Consider the following 18,757-nt stretch of genomic DNA (forward strand, 5'->3'; position numbering starts at 1 on the left):
GGGGGAAGACAATGAGGTCATGGGACGCGGCAACCTTCGGATCCATCTCGGTGCGGCACCGGGCGTCGGCAAGACGTACGCGATGCTCTCCGAGGCCCACCGCCGTGCCGAACGCGGCACCGACTGCGTGGTGGCCTTCGCCGAGCCGCACGGCAGACCCCGTACCGAGGCGCTGCTGCGGGGACTGGAGCAGATCCCGCACCGGAACGTCGAACACCGCGGGGCCGTTCTGACGGAGATGGACCTCGACGCCGTCCTCGCCCGCCGTCCCCGCGTGGCCCTCGTCGACGAGCTCGCCCACACCAACGTCCCCGGCTCGCGCAACGCCAAGCGCTGGCAGGACGTGGAGGAGCTGCTCGCGGCCGGGATCGACGTCCTGTCCACGGTCAACATCCAGCACCTGGAGTCGCTGGGCGACGTCGTGGAGTCGATCACCGGCGTACGGGAGCGGGAGACCGTACCGGACGAGGTGGTGCGGCGGGCGGACCAGATCGAGCTGGTCGACATGACGCCCGAGGCGCTGCGCCGCCGCATGGCGCACGGCAACATCCACCAGCCGGACAAGGTCGACGCCGCCCTGTCCAACTACTTCCGCCCCGGCAACCTCACCGCGCTCAGGGAGCTGGCGCTGCTGTGGGTGGCCGACCGGGTCGACGCCCACCTCCAGCGCTACCGCAGCGAGCACGAGGTCTCGGCGATATGGGGCTCCCGCGAGCGGATCGTCGTCGGCCTGACCGGCGGCCCGGAGGGCCGCACCCTGCTCCGGCGGGCCGCGCGGCTGGCGGAGAAGGGCGCCGGCGGCGAACTGCTCGCCGTCTACATCTCCCGCAGCGACGGGCTCACCGCGGCCTCGCCCGGGGAGCTGGCCGAGCAGCGCACCCTGGTGGAGGATCTCGGCGGCACCTTCCACCACGTCGTCGGCGACGACGTGCCGGCCGCCCTGCTCGCCTTCGCGCGCGGGGCCAACGCCACCCAGATCGTGCTCGGCTCCTCGCGCCGCCCGGCCTGGCAGTACGTCTTCGGACCCGGTGTCGGCGCGACCGTCGCCCGCGACTCGGGCCCCGACCTGGACGTGCACATCGTCACCCACGAGGAGGTCGCCAAGGGCCGCGGGCTGCCCGGCGCCCGGGGCGCACGGCTCGGGCGCTCCCGGCTGGTCTGGGGCTGGGCGGTCGGCGTGACGGGCCCGGCGGCGGTGGCGGTGCTGCTCAGCACCGTGGACCTGGGACTCGCCAACGACATGCTGCTGTTCCTGGCCCTGACGGTGGCGGCGGCCCTGCTCGGCGGGCTCTGGCCGGCGCTGGCCTCCGCGGCGGTCGGCTCGCTGCTGCTGAACTACTTCTACGCCCCGCCCCTGCACCACTGGACCGTCTCCGACCCGAAGAACATCACCGCCATAGTGGTCTTCGCCACGGTGGGCGCGGCGGTGGCGTCCGTGGTCGACCTCGCGGCCCGGCGCACCCACCAGGCGGCCCGGCTGCGTGCCGAGTCGGAGATCCTGTCCTTCCTCGCCGGCAACGTGCTGCGCGGGGAGACCGGCCTGGAGGACCTGCTGGAGCGGGTCCGGGAGACCTTCGGCATGGAGTCCGCCGCCCTCCTCGAACGCGCGGGCGACATCGAGCCGTGGACCTGCGCGGGCCGGGCGGGGCTCGGACGCCCGGTCGGACGGCCCGAGGACGCGGACGTGGAGGTGCCGGTCGGCGACCACATGGCGCTGGCGCTGACCGGCCGGGTGCCGCCTGCCGAGGACCGCAGGGTCCTGGCCGCCTTCGCCGCGCAGGCCGCCGTCGTCCTGGACCGCCGCCGGCTGCGCGAGCAGGCCGGCCGGGCCCTCGCCCTCGCCGAGGGCAACCGCATCCGCACCGCCCTCCTGGCCGCCGTCAGCCACGACCTGCGCACCCCGCTGGCCGGGATCAAGGCCGCCGTCTCCTCGCTGCGCTCCGAGGACGTCGAATGGTCTCCCGAGGACCGGGCCGAGCTGCTGGAGGGCATCGAGGACGGCGCCGACCGCCTGGACCACCTGGTGGGCAACCTGCTGGACATGTCCCGGCTGCACACCGGCACGGTCACCCCTCTGATCCGGGGGATCGACCTGGACGAGGTGGTGCCGATGGCGCTCGGCGGGGTGCCCGAGGGCAGCGTGACCCTGGACGTCCCCGAGGCCCTGCCCATGGTCGCCGCGGATCCGGGGCTGCTGGAGCGGGCGATGGCCAACGTGATCGAGAACGCCGTGAAGTACAGCCCCCTTGGCCTGCCCGTCCTGGTCGCCGCGAGCGCCCTCGCCGACCGGGTCGAGGTGCGGGTGGTGGACCGCGGCCCCGGCGTGCCCGACGAGGCCAAGGAGCACATCTTCGAGCCCTTCCAGCGGCACGGTGACGCACCGCGCGGGGCCGGTGTCGGCCTGGGACTGGCGGTCGCCCGGGGCTTCGCCGAGGCCATGGGCGGCACCCTGAACGCCGAGGACACCCCCGGCGGCGGCCTCACGATGGCGCTCACCCTGCGCGCCGCCGCGGCGCACCCGGAGAACCCGCAGGCCGCAGCGGCCGCAGAACCCGAAAGGCAGCCCTCATGACCCGTGTCCTGGTGGTCGACGACGACCCGGCCATCGTGCGCGCCCTCGTGATCAACCTCAGGGCACGCTCGTACGAGGTCGACTCCGCCCACGACGGCGCCGCCGCACTCCGTACGGCCGCCGCCCGCCATCCCGACGTCGTCGTCCTCGACCTCGGCCTGCCCGACACGGACGGTGTCGAGGTGATCAGGGGACTGCGCGGCTGGACCCGGGTGCCGATCCTGGTGCTGTCCGCCCGGCACGCCTCCGACGAGAAGGTCCAGGCACTGGACGCGGGGGCCGACGACTACGTCACCAAGCCCTTCGGCATGGACGAACTGCTGGCCCGGCTGCGGGCCGCCGTACGCCGCTCGGAGCCCGCCGGCGACGGGGGCGACCTGGTGGTGGAGACCGCCGCCTTCACCGTCGACCTGGCCGCGAAGAAGGTCAACCGTGAGGGCAGGGACGTGCGGCTGACACCCACCGAATGGCACCTGCTGGAGGTGCTGGTGCGGGCCGGTGGCCGGCTGGTGGCGCAGAAGCAGCTGCTGCGGGAGGTGTGGGGGCCGTCGTACGGCACGGAGACGAACTACCTGCGCGTGTACATGGCGCAGCTGCGGCGGAAGCTGGAGGCGGATCCGTCGCATCCGCGGCACCTGATCACCGAGCCGGGCATGGGCTACCGCTTCGAGAAGTGAAGGCAGGCGGCGTGACCGCGACGGTGGCCGGGGCCGTGCCCGTTCGGACCGGGGCGGCAGGGGGTACGTGACCGTCAGTGCCCCCGGTACGCTTCAGACATGAGCGCTGTTCCTCGCCCCGAGAAGCCGGCGGGCCGGTTCCGGCGCATGCTCGACCGGCTCTCCTCGTCCCAGGAGGACCTGGAGTCCGAGGAGCTGCGTGAGGACGCCGAGACGGTCGGCTGTACGCGAATAGGCGACTGCCGCGACCGGCAGATCGTCACGGTTACTGGTACCTTGCGCACGGTCACGCTGCGGCCGCGCGCGGGAGTGCCGGCTCTGGAGGCCGAGCTGTTCGACGGCTCCGCCGCACTCGACGTGGTGTGGCTCGGCAGGCGCTCCATCGTGGGGATAGAACCGGGGCGCAAGCTGATCGCATCGGGCCGGATCTCGATGAGCCGGGGCCGCCGGGTGCTGTTCAATCCGAAATACGAACTGAGACCCCTCGGACGGGAGTAGCCGGTGACGTCACTCGACAAGCCGACGACCGAAGACACATCCGCGGACGACGCCCGGGCGGTGACCGAAGCCGCCCTCTTCGAAGCCTTCGGCGGGGTGCGGGGCATGGTCGAGACGGTGCTCCCCGGGCTCCTCTTCGTCAGCGTCTACACGGTCAACAAGGACCTGCACATGTCGGCGATCGCGGCGCTCGCCGTGGCGCTGGTGATGGTCGTGGTCCGCCTGGTGCGCAAGGACACCGTCAAGCACGCCTTCAGCGGCGTCTTCGGCGTCGCCTTCGGCGTGGTCTTCGCGATGATGACCGGCGAGGCCAAGGACTTCTACCTGCCGGGCATGCTGTACACGCTGGGCCTGGCCCTGGCGTACATCGTCACGGCGATGGCGGGCGTCCCGCTGATCGGTCTGATGCTGGGACCCGTCTTCAAGGAGAACCTCTCCTGGCGCACCCGCAACCCCGGCCGGAAGAAGGCGTACACCAAGGCCAGCTGGGCCTGGGGGCTGATCCTGCTCGGCAAGAGCGCGATCCTGTTCCCGCTGTACTGGTGGGCGGACACCACCCAGCTGGGCTGGGTGCTGGTCGCGCTGAAGATCCCGCCGTTCCTGCTCGCGGTGTACCTGACCTGGGTGTTCCTGACGAAGGCGCCGCCGCCGATCGACGTCTTCGCCGAGATGGAGGCGGAGGAACGCGCGGAGGAGGAGCGCAAGGCCGCCGCCGCGCAGGGGAGCGGCGGGGCGACGACGGCCGGCCGTCACCGCCACGAGCCGTAGCCCGTACATCCGTGAAGAAGCGGGGGCGCCCGGAGTCCTCCGGGCGCCCCCGCTTCTTCACGACTCCCTGCGCACGGAGAGCAGGTCCTCCAGCTGTTCCTCGCGGGCCTGGGCGGCCACGAAGAGGAGTTCGTCGCCGGCCTCCAGGGAGTCCTCCCGGGTCGGCGTCAGGACGCGCGTGCCGCGGATGATGGTGACCAGCGAGGTGTCCTGCGGCCACTGGACGTCCCCGACCTGCGTGCCGGCCAGCGCCGACTCCTCCGGCAGGGTCAGCTCGACCAGGTTGGCGTCACCGTGGCTGAAGCGCAGCAGCCGGACCAGGTCGCCGACGCTCACCGCCTCCTCCACCAGGGCCGACATCAGACGCGGGGTGGAGACGGCGACGTCCACGCCCCAGGACTCGTTGAACAGCCACTCGTTCTTCGGGTTGTTCACCCGGGCGACGACGCGCGGGACGCCGTACTCGGTCTTGGCGAGCAGCGACACGACCAGGTTGACCTTGTCGTCGCCGGTCGCGGCGATGACGACGTTGCAGCGCTGGAGCGCCGCCTCGTCCAGGGAGGTGATCTCGCAGGCGTCGGCGAGCAGCCACTCCGCCTGCGGCACGCGCTCGACCGAGATGGCGGTCGGCGCCTTGTCGATCAGCAGGACCTCGTGGCCGTTCTCCAGCAGCTCGCCCGCGATCGAGCGGCCGACGGCGCCGGCTCCGGCAATGGCGACCCTCATCAGTGAGCGCCCTCCTGTTCGGGACCCTTGGCGAACGCCGCCTCGACGCGGTCGATCTCATCGGTGCGCATCATCACATGCACCAGGTCCCCCTCCTGCAGCACCGTCTGCGAACTGGGCAGGATCGCCTCGCCGAGCCGGGTCAGGAAGGCCACGCGCACGCCGGTCTCGTCCTGCAGCCTGCTGATCCTGTGCCCCACCCAGGCCGTGGAGGTGTGCACCTCGGCGAGCTGGACCCCGCCGGTGGGATCGCGCCACAGCGGCTCGGCGCCCGAGGGGAGCAGCCGGCGCAGCATCTGGTCGGCCGTCCATCGCACGGTCGCCACGGTGGGGATGCCCAGGCGCTGGTAGACCTCCGCACGGCGGGGGTCGTAGATGCGGGCGGCGACGTGTTCGATGCCGAACATCTCCCGGGCCACCCGCGCGGCGATGATGTTGGAGTTGTCGCCGCTGGAGACGGCGGCGAAGGCACCCGCCTCCTCGATGCCCGCCTCGCGCAGGGTGTCCTGGTCGAAACCGACGCCGGTGACCCGGCGGCCGCCGAACGAGGAGCCCAGCCGGCGGAAGGCGGTGGGGTCCTGGTCGATCACGGCGACCGTGTGCCCCTGTTCCTCCAGGGTCTGGGCCAGGTCGGAACCCACCCTTCCACAGCCCATGATGACAATATGCATCGCGTCACACCGCGCTTCCTGCAGGCCGTTCGACCTTCATGACCTTCGTGCTCATGTCTCTCTTTCGGCTCGCCAGGCAAACATCGCGGCCTGCGTGCGGGCCGCCGGGCAACATCATGCCGGGGGATCGCGGTCCCGACGCCCTCCGGGGCCCGGCCGTCGTGTTCGCGTGCCGGGTCCAACGTATCCGCACCGCCCGGGCACGACCGAGCCCCGGGGCAAGGAGAGAACCAGCCAGGACCGCCGGGACCGACGTCCTCGTCCTGCGCGGTGCGGGCGGGACGATCCCGGCCGACCCGCACGAGCGGGACGGCGCCGGACCCTGCCAGGAGCCCTCCGCCCCCACCGCGGACCTCGTCCTCCTCCCCGCCGCCCTGACCGGCCCGGGGCCGTCCTGCGCGAGGTCGCCGCGCGGGGCCGGGCCCGGACCGTCGTCACCGCGGGCGCCGAGGGCGCGTACCTGCCGGCCGACGGCGAGCTGACCCGACGTCCCCGCGGCCGGGCCCCCGGCGCCGGTCGTCGACTCCGACGGGGCCGGCGACGTCTTCGCGGCCGCCTTCCCGCACGGCCGGCTCGGCGGCGAGGACCCCTGCACCGCGCCCGGCCCGGCACGGTGGCGGGGGCGTGCGCCTGCACGGTGCCGTCGGCTGCACGGTGCCGTCGACGCGGGTGGCCGTCGTCGGCACCGGAGTCCCCGCGCGCCGGAGTCGCCGGGCGCGCACCCGGGACGGTCAGCGGCGAGTGATGCTGCGCACGCTGGCCGCGGTGGGGACGCCGAGACCGACGAGGAGGCCGCGGAGCCGATCATGTGCGGTGGTCTGCAGGGGACCTCCACGGGGCGTGACGACGACGGCCGGGTCAGTCATATCGGCATGGAACTTCTGTGACCTGCGGAATTCGCGCCCCGTCCTCCGGCGATCCCGCCCGGAGGACGGAGCCGTATGGATGCCGTATGGATGTGGGGCGGCGGTTGGGCGGCCCCTGACCGGAAGGCTTACGATCCACTGCTGTGTCCAAATTGACCGACGTGCCCAAACGGATTCTGATCGGGCGCGCACTGCGCAGTGACCGGCTGGGCGAAACGCTGCTGCCGAAGCGCGTCGCACTCCCCGTCTTCGCCTCCGACCCGCTCTCCTCCGTGGCGTACGCCCCCGGCGAGGTGCTGCTGGTCCTGTCGATCGCGGGACTGTCGGCGTACCATTTCAGCCCCTGGATCGCCGTCGCGGTCGTGGTGCTGATGTTCACCGTGGTCGCCTCCTACCGGCAGAACGTCCGTGAGTACCCGAGCGGCGGCGGCGACTACGAGGTGGCCACCACCAACCTCGGCCCCAAGTCCGGACTGACCGTCGCCAGCGCCCTGCTCGTCGACTACGTCCTCACCGTCGCCGTGTCGATCTCCTCCGGGATCGAGAACCTGGGTTCGGCGGTCCCGTTCGTCGTCGAGAACAAGGTGGCCTGCGCGGTCGGCGTGATCGTACTGCTGACGCTGATGAACCTGCGCGGGGTCAAGGAGTCGGGCACGCTCTTCGCGGTCCCCACGTACGTCTTCGTCGCCGGCGTCTTCCTCATGATCGCGTGGGGGGCCTTCCGCGGGATCGTGCTCGGCGACGAGATGCGGGCGCCGACCGCGGACTTCGAGATCAAGCCCGAACATCCCGGCCTCGCCGGCTTCGCCCTGGTCTTCCTGCTGCTGCGCGCCTTCTCCTCCGGCTGCGCCGCGCTCACCGGTGTCGAGGCGATCTCCAACGGCGTGCCCGCCTTCCGCAAGCCCAAGTCGCGGAACGCCGCGACCACGCTCGCCATGATGGGCCTGCTCGCCGTCACCATGTTCTGCGGCATCATCGCGCTGGCCGCCGCCACCGACGTCCGCATGGCGGAGAACCCCGCCAAGGACCTGGTCCACGACGGTGCCCCGCTCGGTCCCGACTACGTCCAGGACCCGGTGATCTCCCAGGTCGCCGAGGCCGTCTTCGGCCACGGCAGCCTCCTGTTCATGATCCTCGCCGCCGCCACCGCGCTGGTGCTGTTCCTCGCCGCGAACACCGCCTACAACGGTTTCCCGCTGCTCGGCTCGATCCTCGCCCAGGACCGCTACCTCCCCCGCCAGCTGCACACCCGTGGCGACCGCCTCGCCTTCTCCAACGGCATCCTGCTGCTCGCGGGCGCCGCCGGGCTGCTGGTGTGGATCTACGGCGCCGACTCCACGCGGCTGATCCAGCTCTACATCGTCGGCGTGTTCGTGTCCTTCACCCTCAGCCAGACCGGCATGGTGCGGCACTGGAACCGGCTGCTGGCCACCGAGAAGAACCAGGCCAAGCGCCGCCGGATGATCCGCTCCCGGGCCATCAACACCTTCGGCGCCTTCTTCACCGGCCTGGTCCTGGTCGTCGTCCTCGTCACCAAGTTCACCCACGGCGCCTGGGTCGCGCTGCTCGGCATGTGCATCTTCTACGCGACGATGACGGCGATCCGTAAGCACTACGACCGCGTCGCCGAGGAGATCGCAGCCCCCGAGGCCCCCGGCGACGACATGGTGCGGCCCTCCCGCGTCCACTCGGTGGTCCTGATCTCCAAGATCCACCGTCCCACGCTGCGTGCGCTCGCCTACGCCAGGCTGATGCGCTCCGACACCCTGGAGGCGCTCAGCGTCAACGTGGACCCGGACGAGACCAGGGCGCTGCGCGAGGAGTGGGAGCGGCGCGGCATCGAGGTGCCCCTCAAGGTGCTCGACTCGCCGTACCGGGAGGTCACCCGCCCGGTGATCGAGTACGTCAAGGGCCTGCGCAGGGAATCCCCGCGCGACGTGGTCTCCGTGATCATCCCCGAGTACGTGGTCGGCCACTGGTACGAGCACCTGCTGCACAACCAGAGCGCGCTGCGGCTCAAGGGCCGGCTGCTGTTCACGCCGGGTGTGATGGTGACCTCGGTGCCGTACCAGCTCCAGTCCTCCGAGGTCGCCAAGAAGCGCGCCCGCAGGCGGCAGGAGTGGGCCGCCCCCGGCTCGGTGCGCCGCGGACCGAAGGAGCGGGCGAAGGGACCCTCCTCGCACACGTAGACTGGTGGGCTGTCGTCCCGGGCCCTGAGGGGTCCGCCCGCTCTCGATGTTGTGGAGTCACCCCGCCATGCAGGCAGAACCGAGGAAATCGCTGGTGGGGGAGGAGTACGAGGTCGAGGTCGGACCCGTCGCCCACGGAGGCCACTGCATCGCCCGTACGACCGAGGGCCAGGTCCTCTTCGTCCGGCACGCCCTGCCCGGCGAACGCGTCGTCGCGCAGGTCACGGAGGGCGAGGAGGGGGCCCGCTTCCTCCGCGCGGACGCGGTGCGGGTGCTGGACGCCTCCAAGGACCGGATCGACGCCCCCTGTCCCTTCGCCGGACCCGGCCGCTGCGGCGGCTGCGACTGGCAGCACGCCAAGCCGGGCGCCCAGCGCCGGCTGAAGGGCGAGGTCGTCGCCGAGCAGCTCCGGCGCCTGGCCGGACTGACCCCCGAGGAAGCAGGCTGGGACGGCACCGTGGTGCCAGCCGAGGGCGACAAGGTGCCCGCCGGCCAGGTCCCGGCGTGGCGCACGCGCGTGCAGTACGCCGTCACCGCCGACGGCCGCGCGGGACTGCGCCGACACCGCTCGCACGAGGTCGAGCCGATCGACCACTGCATGATCGCTGCGGAGGGCGTCAGCGAGCTGGGCATCGAGAAGCGGGACTGGACGGGCATGGACTCCGTCGAGGCGATCGCCGCGACCGGCTCCCAGGACCGCCAGGTGGTCCTGACCCCCAAGCCCGGCGCCCGCCTCCCCCTGGTCGAGCTCGACCGCCCCGTCTCGGTCATGCGCGTCGACGAGCGCTCCGGGCAGCTCCACCGCGTCCACGGCCGCCCCTTCGTCCGCGAGCGCGCGGACGGCCGCACCCACCGCGTCGCCGGCGGTGGCTTCTGGCAGGTCCACCCGAAGGCCGCCGACACCCTCGTCACCGCCGTCATGCAGGGCCTGCTGCCCCGCAAGGGCGACATGGCCCTCGACCTGTACTGCGGCGTCGGCCTGTTCGCGGGCGCCCTGGCCGACCGGGTCGGCGAGTCGGGCGCGGTCCTCGGCATCGAGTCCGGCAAGCGCGCGGTGGAGGACGCCCGCCACAACCTCGCGGACTTCCCCCGCGTCCGCATCGAACAGGGCAAGGTCGAGTCCGTCCTGCCCCGCACCGGCATCACCGAGGTCGACCTCGTCGTCCTCGACCCGCCGCGCGCCGGTGCCGGCCGCAAGACGGTGGAGCACCTGTCGTCCCTGGGAGCGCGTCGGATCGCGTACGTGGCGTGCGACCCGGCGGCGCTGGCGCGGGACCTGGCGTACTTCCGGGACGGAGGGTACCGGGTGCGGACGTTGCGGGTGTTCGACCTGTTCCCGATGACCCACCACGTGGAGTGTGTCGCCATCCTTGAACCGACCGCAAAGGGCTCTTGACCTGCGGTTTTGCCCGTGCGCATTATGTGCGGTGTGGGCGTTACGGGCGATATCTTGACGCTGAAATGACGCTCGTGACGCTCGTTTGACGCTCGTTCTGATGGGGAGTCAGTTGGTTCTTCCTGCGGTGACGCTGGGCCGGAGTCCTCCTGCGGGAGGTGAGGGCACGAACGACCCGCAACTCTCATCCGGCCACTGTCCAGTGCACGCTCAGGAGCAGTTGCTTGCCCAGAGGTGCCTCGGTGTCGTGCCGGCGCATCTTCATCTCGCCGTAGTGGAAGTCCGACGAGCCTGGTTCGTTTTTGCCATCCTCCAACGCTTAGGCAAGTTCCGCTCCGCAGCACGCGCAGGCTCCGGGGGCGATCGGCAAGAGCACGTCGAGGAGGTCCCATAGCTGAACCATGGGACGCTGGCTGCTGCCTCCGGCAGAGTGATCGGCACTGCTAGACGGTTCTCGTGAGGAACCTTGTGAGCACGCTCGGTAGCTTCATCTGGTCAATCGCTGACCAGCTTCGGGGCCCCTACCGCCCCAACCAGTACGGGACGGTGATTCTCCCGTTCACGATCTTGAGACGGCTCGACCGCATCCTCGAGCCGGACCGCGCGGCGGTACGGGAGCCGGCTGCGAGCACGAGAACCCGAACCGGCTCAAGGTCGAGGTCAAGAAGGTCACGGGCCGAACGTTCTACAACACCTCCAACTACGAGTTCGCGAACCTGCTGGCCGACGCCGACGGGCTGGCGGACAACCTCGCCGACTACATCGACCGGTTCTCCGCCGACGTGGACGTGTTCGAGTTCTTCGACTTCAAGAAGGAGATCCTGGCCCTGGAGAAGGCCGGGCTCCTGCGCGAGATCGTCAAGTCCTTCGGCGCCGTCGACCTGCATCCCGGCGTGGTGTCCAACGCAGACATGGGGGGTGCGTTCGAGTACATCATCCGCAAGTTCAACGAGGCCGCGAACGAGACCTCAGGAGACCACTACACGCCGCGCGACGCGATCCGGCTGCTGGTCGACCTGCTCTTCGCGGAGAAGGACGTCGACCTCACCGAGGGCGGCATCATCCGGTCGCTGTACGACCCCACCGCCGGCACGGGCGGCATGCTCTCCCTGGCAGAGGAACACCTGCTCGCCGAGAACCCCGAAGCGAAGCTGAGCCTGTACGGCCAGGAGTACAACCCGCAGTCGTACGCCATCTGCAAGTCCGACCTGCTCGCCAAGGGCCACGACGCGACCAACATCGCCTTCGGCAACACGCTCACCGACGACGCTTTCAAGGGCCGCCAGTTCGACTATTGCATGTCCAACCCGCCCTACGGGGTGGACTGGAAGCAGTACGCCAAGGCAGTCAAGGAGGAGCGCGACTCCGCCGGCCCCTACGGCCGCTTCGCGCCGGGACTCCCCGCGACCTCGGACTGCCAGATGCTCTTCCTGCTCCACTTGGCCCACAAGATGCGCGCACCTGAGGACGGCGGCGGCCGCGTCGGCATCGTCATGAACGGCTCGCCGCTGTTCAACGGTGCCGCCGAGTCGGGCCCTTCCAACATCCGCAGGTGGCTTCTGGAGAACGACCTGGTCGAGGCGATCGTCGCGCTGCCGACCAACATGTTCTTCAACACCGGCATCGCCACCTACATCTGGATCCTCGACAACACCAAGCACCCCGACCGCGAGGGCAAGGTCCAACTCATCGACGGCACATCGTTCTGGACCAGGATGCGCCCCAGGGCTGATGCGTTCTCAGCTGGCGAGATGAGCTGATCGCCTGTGTATGCGCCGCTGCGTGCGGTTCGCCCGGTTCGGCAACGAGAGACGCGACCCCTGATGATCAAGGTTGTCGAAGCCTTTGATCACGAACAGGGGTCGCGTTCGCGTGTCATCTTCCCTGATCGGTGTCCTGCAGCGACACTGCGAGGACATCGACTCCGCCTGCCTGGAGCCGGAACCGCAGCAGTTCACCGCCCTGGCCGAAGTGCTGGAGCGGATACCCGATCCCCGCCGGGTCCGGGGCCGCCGTTACCGCTTGGGCTCCCTGCTCGCGCTGTGCCTGGTCGCCGTCCTCGGCGGAGCCACATCCCTGGCCGCCATTGCCCGCTTCGCCGCCGACACCGATTCCGACCTGCGCGAACAATTCGGGCTGGCTTCCAGCACCCCGAACGCCTCCACACTGGGACGGCTCCTCGCCCGCCTGAACGGCGACGCGCTCGATGACGCCGTGGGCACCTGGCTCGCCGGTACGCCGCCGACCCGGTCGACGAGGCCGATGGCACGCTGGTCGGTCTGGCCGTGGACGGCAAGACGGTGCGCGGATCCCGCACCGACGGCGCGACCGTCCACCTGCTCGCCGCCGCGCTCCACGCCTGCCAGATGGTGATCGCCCAGCGCCAGGTCGCCGCGAAAAGCAACGAAATCCCCGCCTTCGCCCCACTGCTGGACCGGATCGACCTGCGCGGCGTCGTCGTCACCGCCGACGCGATGCACACCCAGCGCGCCCACGCCGAGCACGTCATCACCGCCGGCGGCCACTACCTCCTGGTGGCCAAGGGGAACCAGAAAAAGCTGCGCAAGCAGCTGCGACACCTGCCCTGGCGCCAGATCCCGCTGCAGGCCCGCACCACCGGGACCGGGCACGGCCGCCGCGAGGCCCGCCGCCCGAAGGTCTGCACCGTCCGCCCCGGACTGCTCTTCCCCCACTCCGTCCAGGCCATGGAGATCAAGCGCCGCCGCCCCCACCGCAAGACCGGCAAGGTCGAGACGAAGACCGTCTACGCAGTCACCAGCCTCCCGCCCGGACAAGCCGGCCCGGCACAACTCGCCGAACTCATCCAAAACCACTGGTCAGTTGAAGCCATGCACCACGTCAGAGACGTGACATTCGGTGAGGACGCCTCGCGAGTGCGCACCGGCACCGCACCTCGCGCCATGGCCACCCTGCGCAACCTTGCCATCGGACTCATGCGCCAAGCAGGCTGGACCAACATCGCTGCCGCAGCCGATCACTACCGGTCACGCCCCCGGCACGCGACAGCCATGCTCCGACTCGCAGTTTGAGAACGCATCGCCCCTGGCCCGACGATCCGGGCGAGGAAGCGGCACATGACCGTCGCGTCGAACGCCTCGGTGAAGACCATGAAGTGCATCCGGCCGCGGGTGCTGATCGCGGACATCGCGTTCACGGAGAACCGGTTCCCCGTGCGGCGAACCACCGGAGTCTTCCCCTTCATACCCCAGGTGCGGCCGATGACCTGATCCGAGCGGATCCCGACCTGGTCGGCGAACAGGATCTCGCCGTCATCAGCCTTCGCCCGGGCCCAGATCGCCGGCCAGGTCTCCTCGTGCCACGTTCGGACCGCTTCCGGATCCTGTTCGACAGCCCGCTTGTCCGGCCGCTGGAAGGTCAGCCCCCAGCGTTTGAGGTACTTGCCCACCCCGGGCTCGGTGAAGCGGGCCCCGTACAGCTTGAAGATCAGCCGACCTATCTGCCCCCGGCGTCCACAGCTGGCCCGAAAGCCCCAGGCCGGACGGGGTGTGGTCGAGAACGGCCTGCCGCACGGCGGCCTGCTCGGCCTCGGACAGAACCTGATGTTCACCCGCGCGCCGGCCCCGCAGCCGGGACAACAACGCGTCCCGCCCGCCAGCCTGCCACCTCACCCACCAGTTGTCCACGGCCCTGACCGACACCCTGAACAGAGCGGCAACCTCCACCCGGTCCCGGCCCTCCACGAGGCGCCGACACCGCCAGCAACCGCACAGCCTCCTGCGCGTCCGGTGACCAAGTCCGCGCATCCCCCACCAAATCACTCACACACTGTCAACGAGCCTGAACCCAAAGCGTTTCGGATCAATATGCGGTGCTGAACCATATCGAAATGGGGCAGCGACATAAACCGCATGCTGCCCTTAATTTGGGTAAACGCCCTCCGGGTATTCGAATCACGCAATGCGCGCACATCGCCATGAAGTAACTGATGGTTCACCCATTTGAAGTAATTCGTTAACCTCGAAAAGATCAACTAGCGTTACAGTGCGGGAGATTTATTCCGCACTGTGCGGCAAGAAAGGGCATTGCTATGACTGCTATGTACGATCGCTTGGTCGAGCTGCTGACGAACAAACTCGGTGTCGACGCTGCGGAGTTGCATCCCGCCGCCACGTTCGAGGAACTCGACGTCGATTCGCTCGCCCTCGTCGAACTCACCGACATCATCGAAGGCCAGCTCGGAATCGTCATGGCGGAGGGTGAGATCAGGAAGGGAGCAACGCTGGCCGAAGCCGCGCAAGCCCTCGACATACACGCGGCCGCCGACCGGTGAGCCGTGAAGTGGCCGTGACGGGGCTGGGGTTGGTATCGCCCGCCGGTGTGGGAACTGAACTGACTTGGCGAGGTGTCTGCGCAGGTGTCGGCACCGCCACCGAGGACCCTGCTCTGGCCTCCGCCCCGGTGGGAATCTCCTGCCGTGTCCCTCCGTACGATGCGGACGCCCAATTCGGTGCGGCCGAGGCGTGGCGTCTGGACAGGTTTGTCCAACTGTCGCTCCTGGCCGCCCGGGAGGCAGTGTCCGACTCGGGTCTGGAGCCCGCCCACTGGGACGGAACCCGGGTGGGCGTGGTGATCGGCTCGGCGGCAGGCGGTGTGGCCACCTTCGAAAGCCAGCACGCCGGCTTCCTGGAGAGGGGGCCCAAGGGAGTATCCGCGCTCTTCCATCCCATGGCGCTGGTCAACATGGTCTCCGGCCGACTCGCCATCGAATTCGACGCCACCGGCCCCAACCTGGTGACGGCCACTGCTTGCGCGTCGGGTGCCACCGCGATCGGTGTCGCACGCGACCTGCTGGTCTCGGGTGCCTGCGACGTGGTGATCGCCGGTGGCACGGAAGCCGCGATCTCGCCCACATTCGTCACCGGCTTCGCCCGGATGGGAGCATTGTCCCGTCAGTCCGCGCGACCTTCCAGTGCATCCCGGCCCTTCGACGCGAACCGCGACGGCTTCGTCATCGGCGAAGGAGCGGGGGTACTGATCCTGGAGCGCCTCGACCATGCCCGACGGCGCGGCGCGGACGTACGGGCAAAACTCGTCGGGTACGGAGCATCAGCAGACGCCAGCCACGTCACCGCCCCGCACCCGCAGGGGCGGGGGATTGAACAGGCGATGCGCCGTGCCTGTACGGACGCCGGGTTGCAGCCGGAGCAGGTCGGACATATCAACGCCCACGGCACCTCGACCCAGCTGAACGATGCCGTGGAAGCGGAGGCGATCCGGCTCCTCTTCGGAGCGGAAGTCCCTGTGACATCCACCAAAGGGGTCACCGGTCACACCCTTGGCGCGGCCGGCGCGATCGAGGCGGCACTGACTGTTCTGTCACTTTCCCGCCAGACCCTCCCGCCGACCGCGAACCTGGAACGACTGGATCCCGCCATCACGCTCGATGTCGTGACTGGCCGGCCGCGCCCTGTCGCCACCTCGTACGCACTCACCAACTCGGCCGGTTTCGGCGGCCACAACGTCAGTCTCGCCTTCGCAGTCTGACGCTTGCGGTCCACAGTCAAGACACAGGGAAAGAACACATCCACACCATGCCCTCCAGCACATCCGAGGACCGCGACGAGCTGATCCGGCTGGTCTTCGACGGAACCTTCGACAACGTCCACGCAGATCTCCGCGACACGGTCTCGGATCCGCTCTTCGCGCCGCGCAGCGGGCTCGACGCCACCCAGCAGGGGAGACTCGCATACGACCGGAGCCGCCTCGTCCACGCACGTACCGGGCCCGCGCAGAAAGTCCTCGACGACCCCCTTCGCCTCTTCGCGCTCAGCGAATGGCCGTCGCTGATGGACACGACCACACTGCCCCTGCTCATGAGCCACTACAACCTCTGTCTGGGAACCCTCCTGCACCACAGCGCAGGGCGCGACGACCTCGACGACATCATTGAAGAGCTCGCCACCATGCGGTCGGTCGGCATGCTGATGGTCACCGAACTGGGCTTCGGGAACAACGCGGCAGCGATGCGCACCAGGGCCGTGTACGACCCGCTGGCCGATGAGTTCGTTCTGAGCACGCCGGACCCGCAGGCGCAGAAGTTCATGCCGTACACCGGCATCCAGGACATTCCGAAGATCGCGGTCGTGATGGCCAGGCTTGTCGTCCAGGACACCGACCGAGGCATCTTTCCCTTCATCGTCAGAATCTGCGACGCCGAAGGCCTTCTCCCAGGCGTGCGGGCCACAGCCCTGCCGGACAAACCCGGTCTCGCTCTGGACAACGGCGTCACCTGGTTCGACGGCGTACGCCTGCCTCGCCGCAATCTGCTGGGCGGAGCCATGGGACGGCTCATGCCGGACGGCACCTTCGAGAGCACGATACCCAGCCGGCGACGGCGGTTCCTCACTTCCCTCGAGCGGGTACAGCCCGGCAGGCTCTGTCTGGCCTCCGCCCTCGTCGCGGCCGGGCGTGCCAGCCTGTACATCGCCCTGAGGTACGCGCGACAGCGCAAAACTTTCGCACCGGGCGAGAGCGACGTGCCCGTCATCGCCTACCGAAGCCAGCAGACGGCACTCTTCCGGGCGCTCGCCGACGTCTACGCCATGACGTTTCTCGTCAACAGCACGAAACGCGCATTCGTACGCACCGGAGTCAGCGATGACACCAACCACCTGATCTCCCTCACCAAAGTTGTCAGCAGCTGGTCGATGACCGACGTCCTCACCACCTGCCGCGAACGCACCGGGGCGCAGGGTATGTTCTCCGCCAACCGCATCGCGGACTACATCGCCATGGCCCAGGGCGTGGTCACGGCCGAAGGCGACAACCTGCCTCTCCTGGCGAAGGCGGGCAACGAACTCCTTGCCCACCCCCCCGCCACGGACACCGGCACCCCCGAGCCGCAGGGAAGGAGCCTGACCGACCCCTCCTTCCACCGTGAACTGACACGGTTCCGCCAGTCGCGCCTGACCGACACCACGGCGTATGCCATGCGCCGTGAGATCCGCGGCGGGAGCTCCCTGTTCGACGCCTGGAACCATCACATCAATGCGGCGCTCACCCTTGCTGAGTCCCGAGGACGCGAACTGGCCCTCGAGGAACTTCACACGGCCGCCACCCAAGCCACCACCCCACGCACCCGTGAGGCACTCGGCCTGCTGGCGGCGCTCTACGGGCTGGGCCTCACGGAGCGGGACGCCGCATGGCACCTGGCCCACGGAACGCTCACCCCACATCAGGTCACTCGTATCCCGACTCTGCTGGAAGCGCTCAGTACCCGTGTGCTGCCCTATGCGGACCTGCTCGTCGACGGGTTCGGCCTCACGGACGAGCTTCTGCGCGCCCCAGCACTCCGCCCAGGGCTCACCGACTTCCACGCCTGACAGTTACCAGTGAAGAGGTACCCTGCCGTGAGTGTGACTCTCGCATCCGCGTCGCCCGTCACCCGCATCGAACAGACCGGCCCGGCGGACGTCCGCAGGCTCGTGACCGTACAACCAGGGATGTGCGGGCCCACCGCACTGTTTGCCGCCAGGGTCGGTGACTGGACCTGGGAAAGCGTCAGCACCGTCTGCGGACTCGATGTCTTCAACGCCCAGGACGCCCAGGGGCGCGCCGCTTACCTGGCGTTCCACTACTTCCGCATTCGCTCCGGAGGCCATCTCACCCCTGAGCGGATCACCTTCGGGGACAGACTGGAAGTCATCACCCGAGTCTTCTCCCAAGGCCGCCGCTCGGTGCTGACCCTCCACCGCATCCGAAGGCTTCCCCAGGGAGCCACCGAGCTCGACGCCTCGTTCGACCTCGAGGAATTTCACGAACGGCCACGGCCCGACTGCCTGTACGTGGAAAACCTCAACCACTGGCTCACCCGCGGGGCCGGCCACACCAATGTCGGACTGGTGCACACCCCACCTGTCGGCTTCGACCACACGCGCCTCCCGGAATTGCCCGACGTCTACTCACCGAAGACACCGTGCAGACAAGCCAGGGCCGACCATCGTTTTCACGATCCGGCCACGGCCCACTACACCCCGTCGGGCGACCAGCTGATCGTCAACCATCGCGTAGATGTGACACGCGACATCAACGGTGTCGGGCTCATGTACTTCGCCTCGTTCCTCAGCATCGCGGAGGGGGCACTGCTGGAACTCTGGCGTGGCCTTGGCCGGACCGACCGGGCGTTCCTCGACCGTTCGCTCCAGGACATACGGATCTGCTATCTCGGCAACGCCGATCTCGATGCGACACTGCGCCTTCATCTACGCCTCGCGCGCGATCCCGAGAACCAGCACCACGAGCGGGCCGACATCCTCATCCAGGACACTGCGGGCGACCGCGCCCTGGCCGTCGCGTCCTTTCGTGTCCACACCGCAGGACCGCAGTGAGGAGTGGGGGGGCTGTGTAGCAAAC

Annotated in this window: 17 protein-coding genes and 2 pseudogenes; 14 read left to right on the top strand and 5 right to left on the bottom strand. The window is 69.5% G+C overall.

The genetic code is table 11. The features are described from left to right. Window positions 1–19: 19 nt before the first annotated feature. The 4 genes from KYY02_RS30985 (at window position 20) to KYY02_RS31000 (ending at window position 4,515) form a co-directional block, all read left to right on the top strand. Window positions 20–2,572, top strand: coding sequence for a DUF4118 domain-containing protein (locus KYY02_RS30985; protein ID WP_371243836.1), 2,553 nt, complete (start codon window positions 20–22; stop codon window positions 2,570–2,572). Beyond that, window positions 2,569–3,249, top strand: a complete 681-nt coding sequence (locus KYY02_RS30990; protein WP_371243841.1) for a response regulator — start codon at window positions 2,569–2,571, stop codon at window positions 3,247–3,249. Before KYY02_RS30985 ends, KYY02_RS30990 begins: the two co-directional genes overlap by 4 nt. A 99-nt stretch (window positions 3,250–3,348) precedes the next feature. Next, complete coding sequence (locus tag KYY02_RS30995; RefSeq protein ID WP_371243843.1) at window positions 3,349–3,747, top strand: OB-fold nucleic acid binding domain-containing protein; 399 nt, start codon at window positions 3,349–3,351, stop codon at window positions 3,745–3,747. Between the two features lie 3 nt (window positions 3,748–3,750). After that, a complete protein-coding gene (locus KYY02_RS31000; protein ID WP_371243845.1) occupies window positions 3,751–4,515 on the top strand; it encodes a DUF3159 domain-containing protein in 765 nt (254 codons plus the stop codon). A gap of 57 nt (window positions 4,516–4,572) precedes the next feature. On the opposite strand, the gene KYY02_RS31005 is transcribed toward KYY02_RS31000, so the two are convergent. Together KYY02_RS31005 and KYY02_RS31010 are read right to left on the bottom strand one after the other, a co-directional pair. After that, window positions 4,573–5,241, bottom strand: coding sequence for a potassium channel family protein (locus KYY02_RS31005; protein ID WP_125503764.1), 669 nt, complete (start codon window positions 5,239–5,241; stop codon window positions 4,573–4,575). Beyond that, a complete protein-coding gene (locus tag KYY02_RS31010) occupies window positions 5,241–5,912 on the bottom strand; it encodes a potassium channel family protein (protein WP_371243847.1) in 672 nt (223 codons plus the stop codon). Before KYY02_RS31010 ends, KYY02_RS31005 begins: the two co-directional genes overlap by 1 nt. Before the next feature lie 1,009 nt (window positions 5,913–6,921). Here KYY02_RS31010 and KYY02_RS31015 point away from each other — a divergent pair. Both KYY02_RS31015 and KYY02_RS31020 read left to right on the top strand, forming a co-directional pair. Further along, window positions 6,922–8,967 (top strand): APC family permease, encoded by a 2,046-nt coding sequence (locus KYY02_RS31015; RefSeq protein ID WP_371243849.1) that lies wholly within the window; start codon window positions 6,922–6,924, stop codon window positions 8,965–8,967. A 67-nt stretch (window positions 8,968–9,034) separates the two neighbouring features. Then, the gene (locus KYY02_RS31020; protein WP_371243852.1) at window positions 9,035–10,363 is read left to right on the top strand and encodes a class I SAM-dependent RNA methyltransferase; all 1,329 of its coding nucleotides are present in this window, start codon (window positions 9,035–9,037) and stop codon (window positions 10,361–10,363) included. 184 nt (window positions 10,364–10,547) lie between these two features. On the opposite strand, the gene KYY02_RS31025 is transcribed toward KYY02_RS31020, so the two are convergent. Continuing rightward, complete coding sequence (locus tag KYY02_RS31025; RefSeq protein ID WP_371243853.1) at window positions 10,548–10,679, bottom strand: hypothetical protein; 132 nt, start codon at window positions 10,677–10,679, stop codon at window positions 10,548–10,550. A gap of 152 nt (window positions 10,680–10,831) precedes the next feature. Between KYY02_RS31025 and KYY02_RS34090 the strand changes: the two are divergent. The 4 genes and pseudogenes from KYY02_RS34090 to KYY02_RS31045 all read left to right on the top strand — a co-directional run. Next, window positions 10,832–11,002: pseudogene (locus KYY02_RS34090) on the top strand (type I restriction-modification system subunit M N-terminal domain-containing protein); the annotation flags it as partial. Window positions 11,003–11,145: 143 nt separating this feature from the next. Continuing rightward, on the top strand, window positions 11,146–12,123 hold the full coding sequence (locus KYY02_RS31035) for an HsdM family class I SAM-dependent methyltransferase (RefSeq protein WP_503167881.1): 978 nt from the start codon (window positions 11,146–11,148) through the stop codon (window positions 12,121–12,123). A gap of 112 nt (window positions 12,124–12,235) precedes the next feature. Next, entirely contained in the window at window positions 12,236–12,736 is a 501-nt protein-coding gene (locus tag KYY02_RS31040) for a transposase family protein (RefSeq protein ID WP_371243854.1), read from the top strand. Then, window positions 12,649–13,413, top strand: coding sequence for an ISAs1 family transposase (locus KYY02_RS31045; RefSeq protein ID WP_371243855.1), 765 nt, complete (start codon window positions 12,649–12,651; stop codon window positions 13,411–13,413). Before KYY02_RS31040 ends, KYY02_RS31045 begins: the two co-directional genes overlap by 88 nt. Here the strand turns inward: KYY02_RS31045 and KYY02_RS31050 are convergent. Then, window positions 13,362–13,952, bottom strand: a complete 591-nt coding sequence (locus KYY02_RS31050; protein ID WP_442538181.1) for a winged helix-turn-helix domain-containing protein — start codon at window positions 13,950–13,952, stop codon at window positions 13,362–13,364. The two genes, KYY02_RS31045 and KYY02_RS31050, sit on opposite strands and share 52 nt — an antisense overlap. A gap of 64 nt (window positions 13,953–14,016) precedes the next feature. Next, window positions 14,017–14,148: pseudogene (locus tag KYY02_RS34040) on the bottom strand (hypothetical protein); the annotation flags it as partial. Window positions 14,149–14,453: 305 nt separating this feature from the next. Here KYY02_RS34040 and KYY02_RS31055 point away from each other — a divergent pair. The 4 genes from KYY02_RS31055 to KYY02_RS31070 are packed head-to-tail and all read left to right on the top strand — an operon-like array spanning window position 14,454 to window position 18,732. Next, window positions 14,454–14,675: an acyl carrier protein gene (locus KYY02_RS31055; RefSeq protein ID WP_371243856.1), complete on the top strand. Its 222-nt coding sequence runs from the start codon at window positions 14,454–14,456 to the stop codon at window positions 14,673–14,675. Between the two features lie 8 nt (window positions 14,676–14,683). Then, entirely contained in the window at window positions 14,684–15,889 is a 1,206-nt protein-coding gene (locus KYY02_RS31060) for a beta-ketoacyl-[acyl-carrier-protein] synthase family protein (protein ID WP_371243862.1), read from the top strand. 47 nt (window positions 15,890–15,936) lie between these two features. Next, window positions 15,937–17,727, top strand: coding sequence for an acyl-CoA dehydrogenase family protein (locus tag KYY02_RS31065; RefSeq protein WP_371243857.1), 1,791 nt, complete (start codon window positions 15,937–15,939; stop codon window positions 17,725–17,727). A 27-nt stretch (window positions 17,728–17,754) separates the two neighbouring features. Further along, complete coding sequence (locus KYY02_RS31070) at window positions 17,755–18,732, top strand: LnmK family bifunctional acyltransferase/decarboxylase (protein ID WP_371243859.1); 978 nt, start codon at window positions 17,755–17,757, stop codon at window positions 18,730–18,732. Window positions 18,733–18,757: the final 25 nt, after the last annotated feature.

Origin of the sequence: Streptomyces pimonensis (assembly GCF_041380215.1) — a bacterium.
In the GTDB taxonomy this organism is placed as follows: domain Bacteria; phylum Actinomycetota; class Actinomycetes; order Streptomycetales; family Streptomycetaceae; genus Streptomyces; species Streptomyces pimonensis.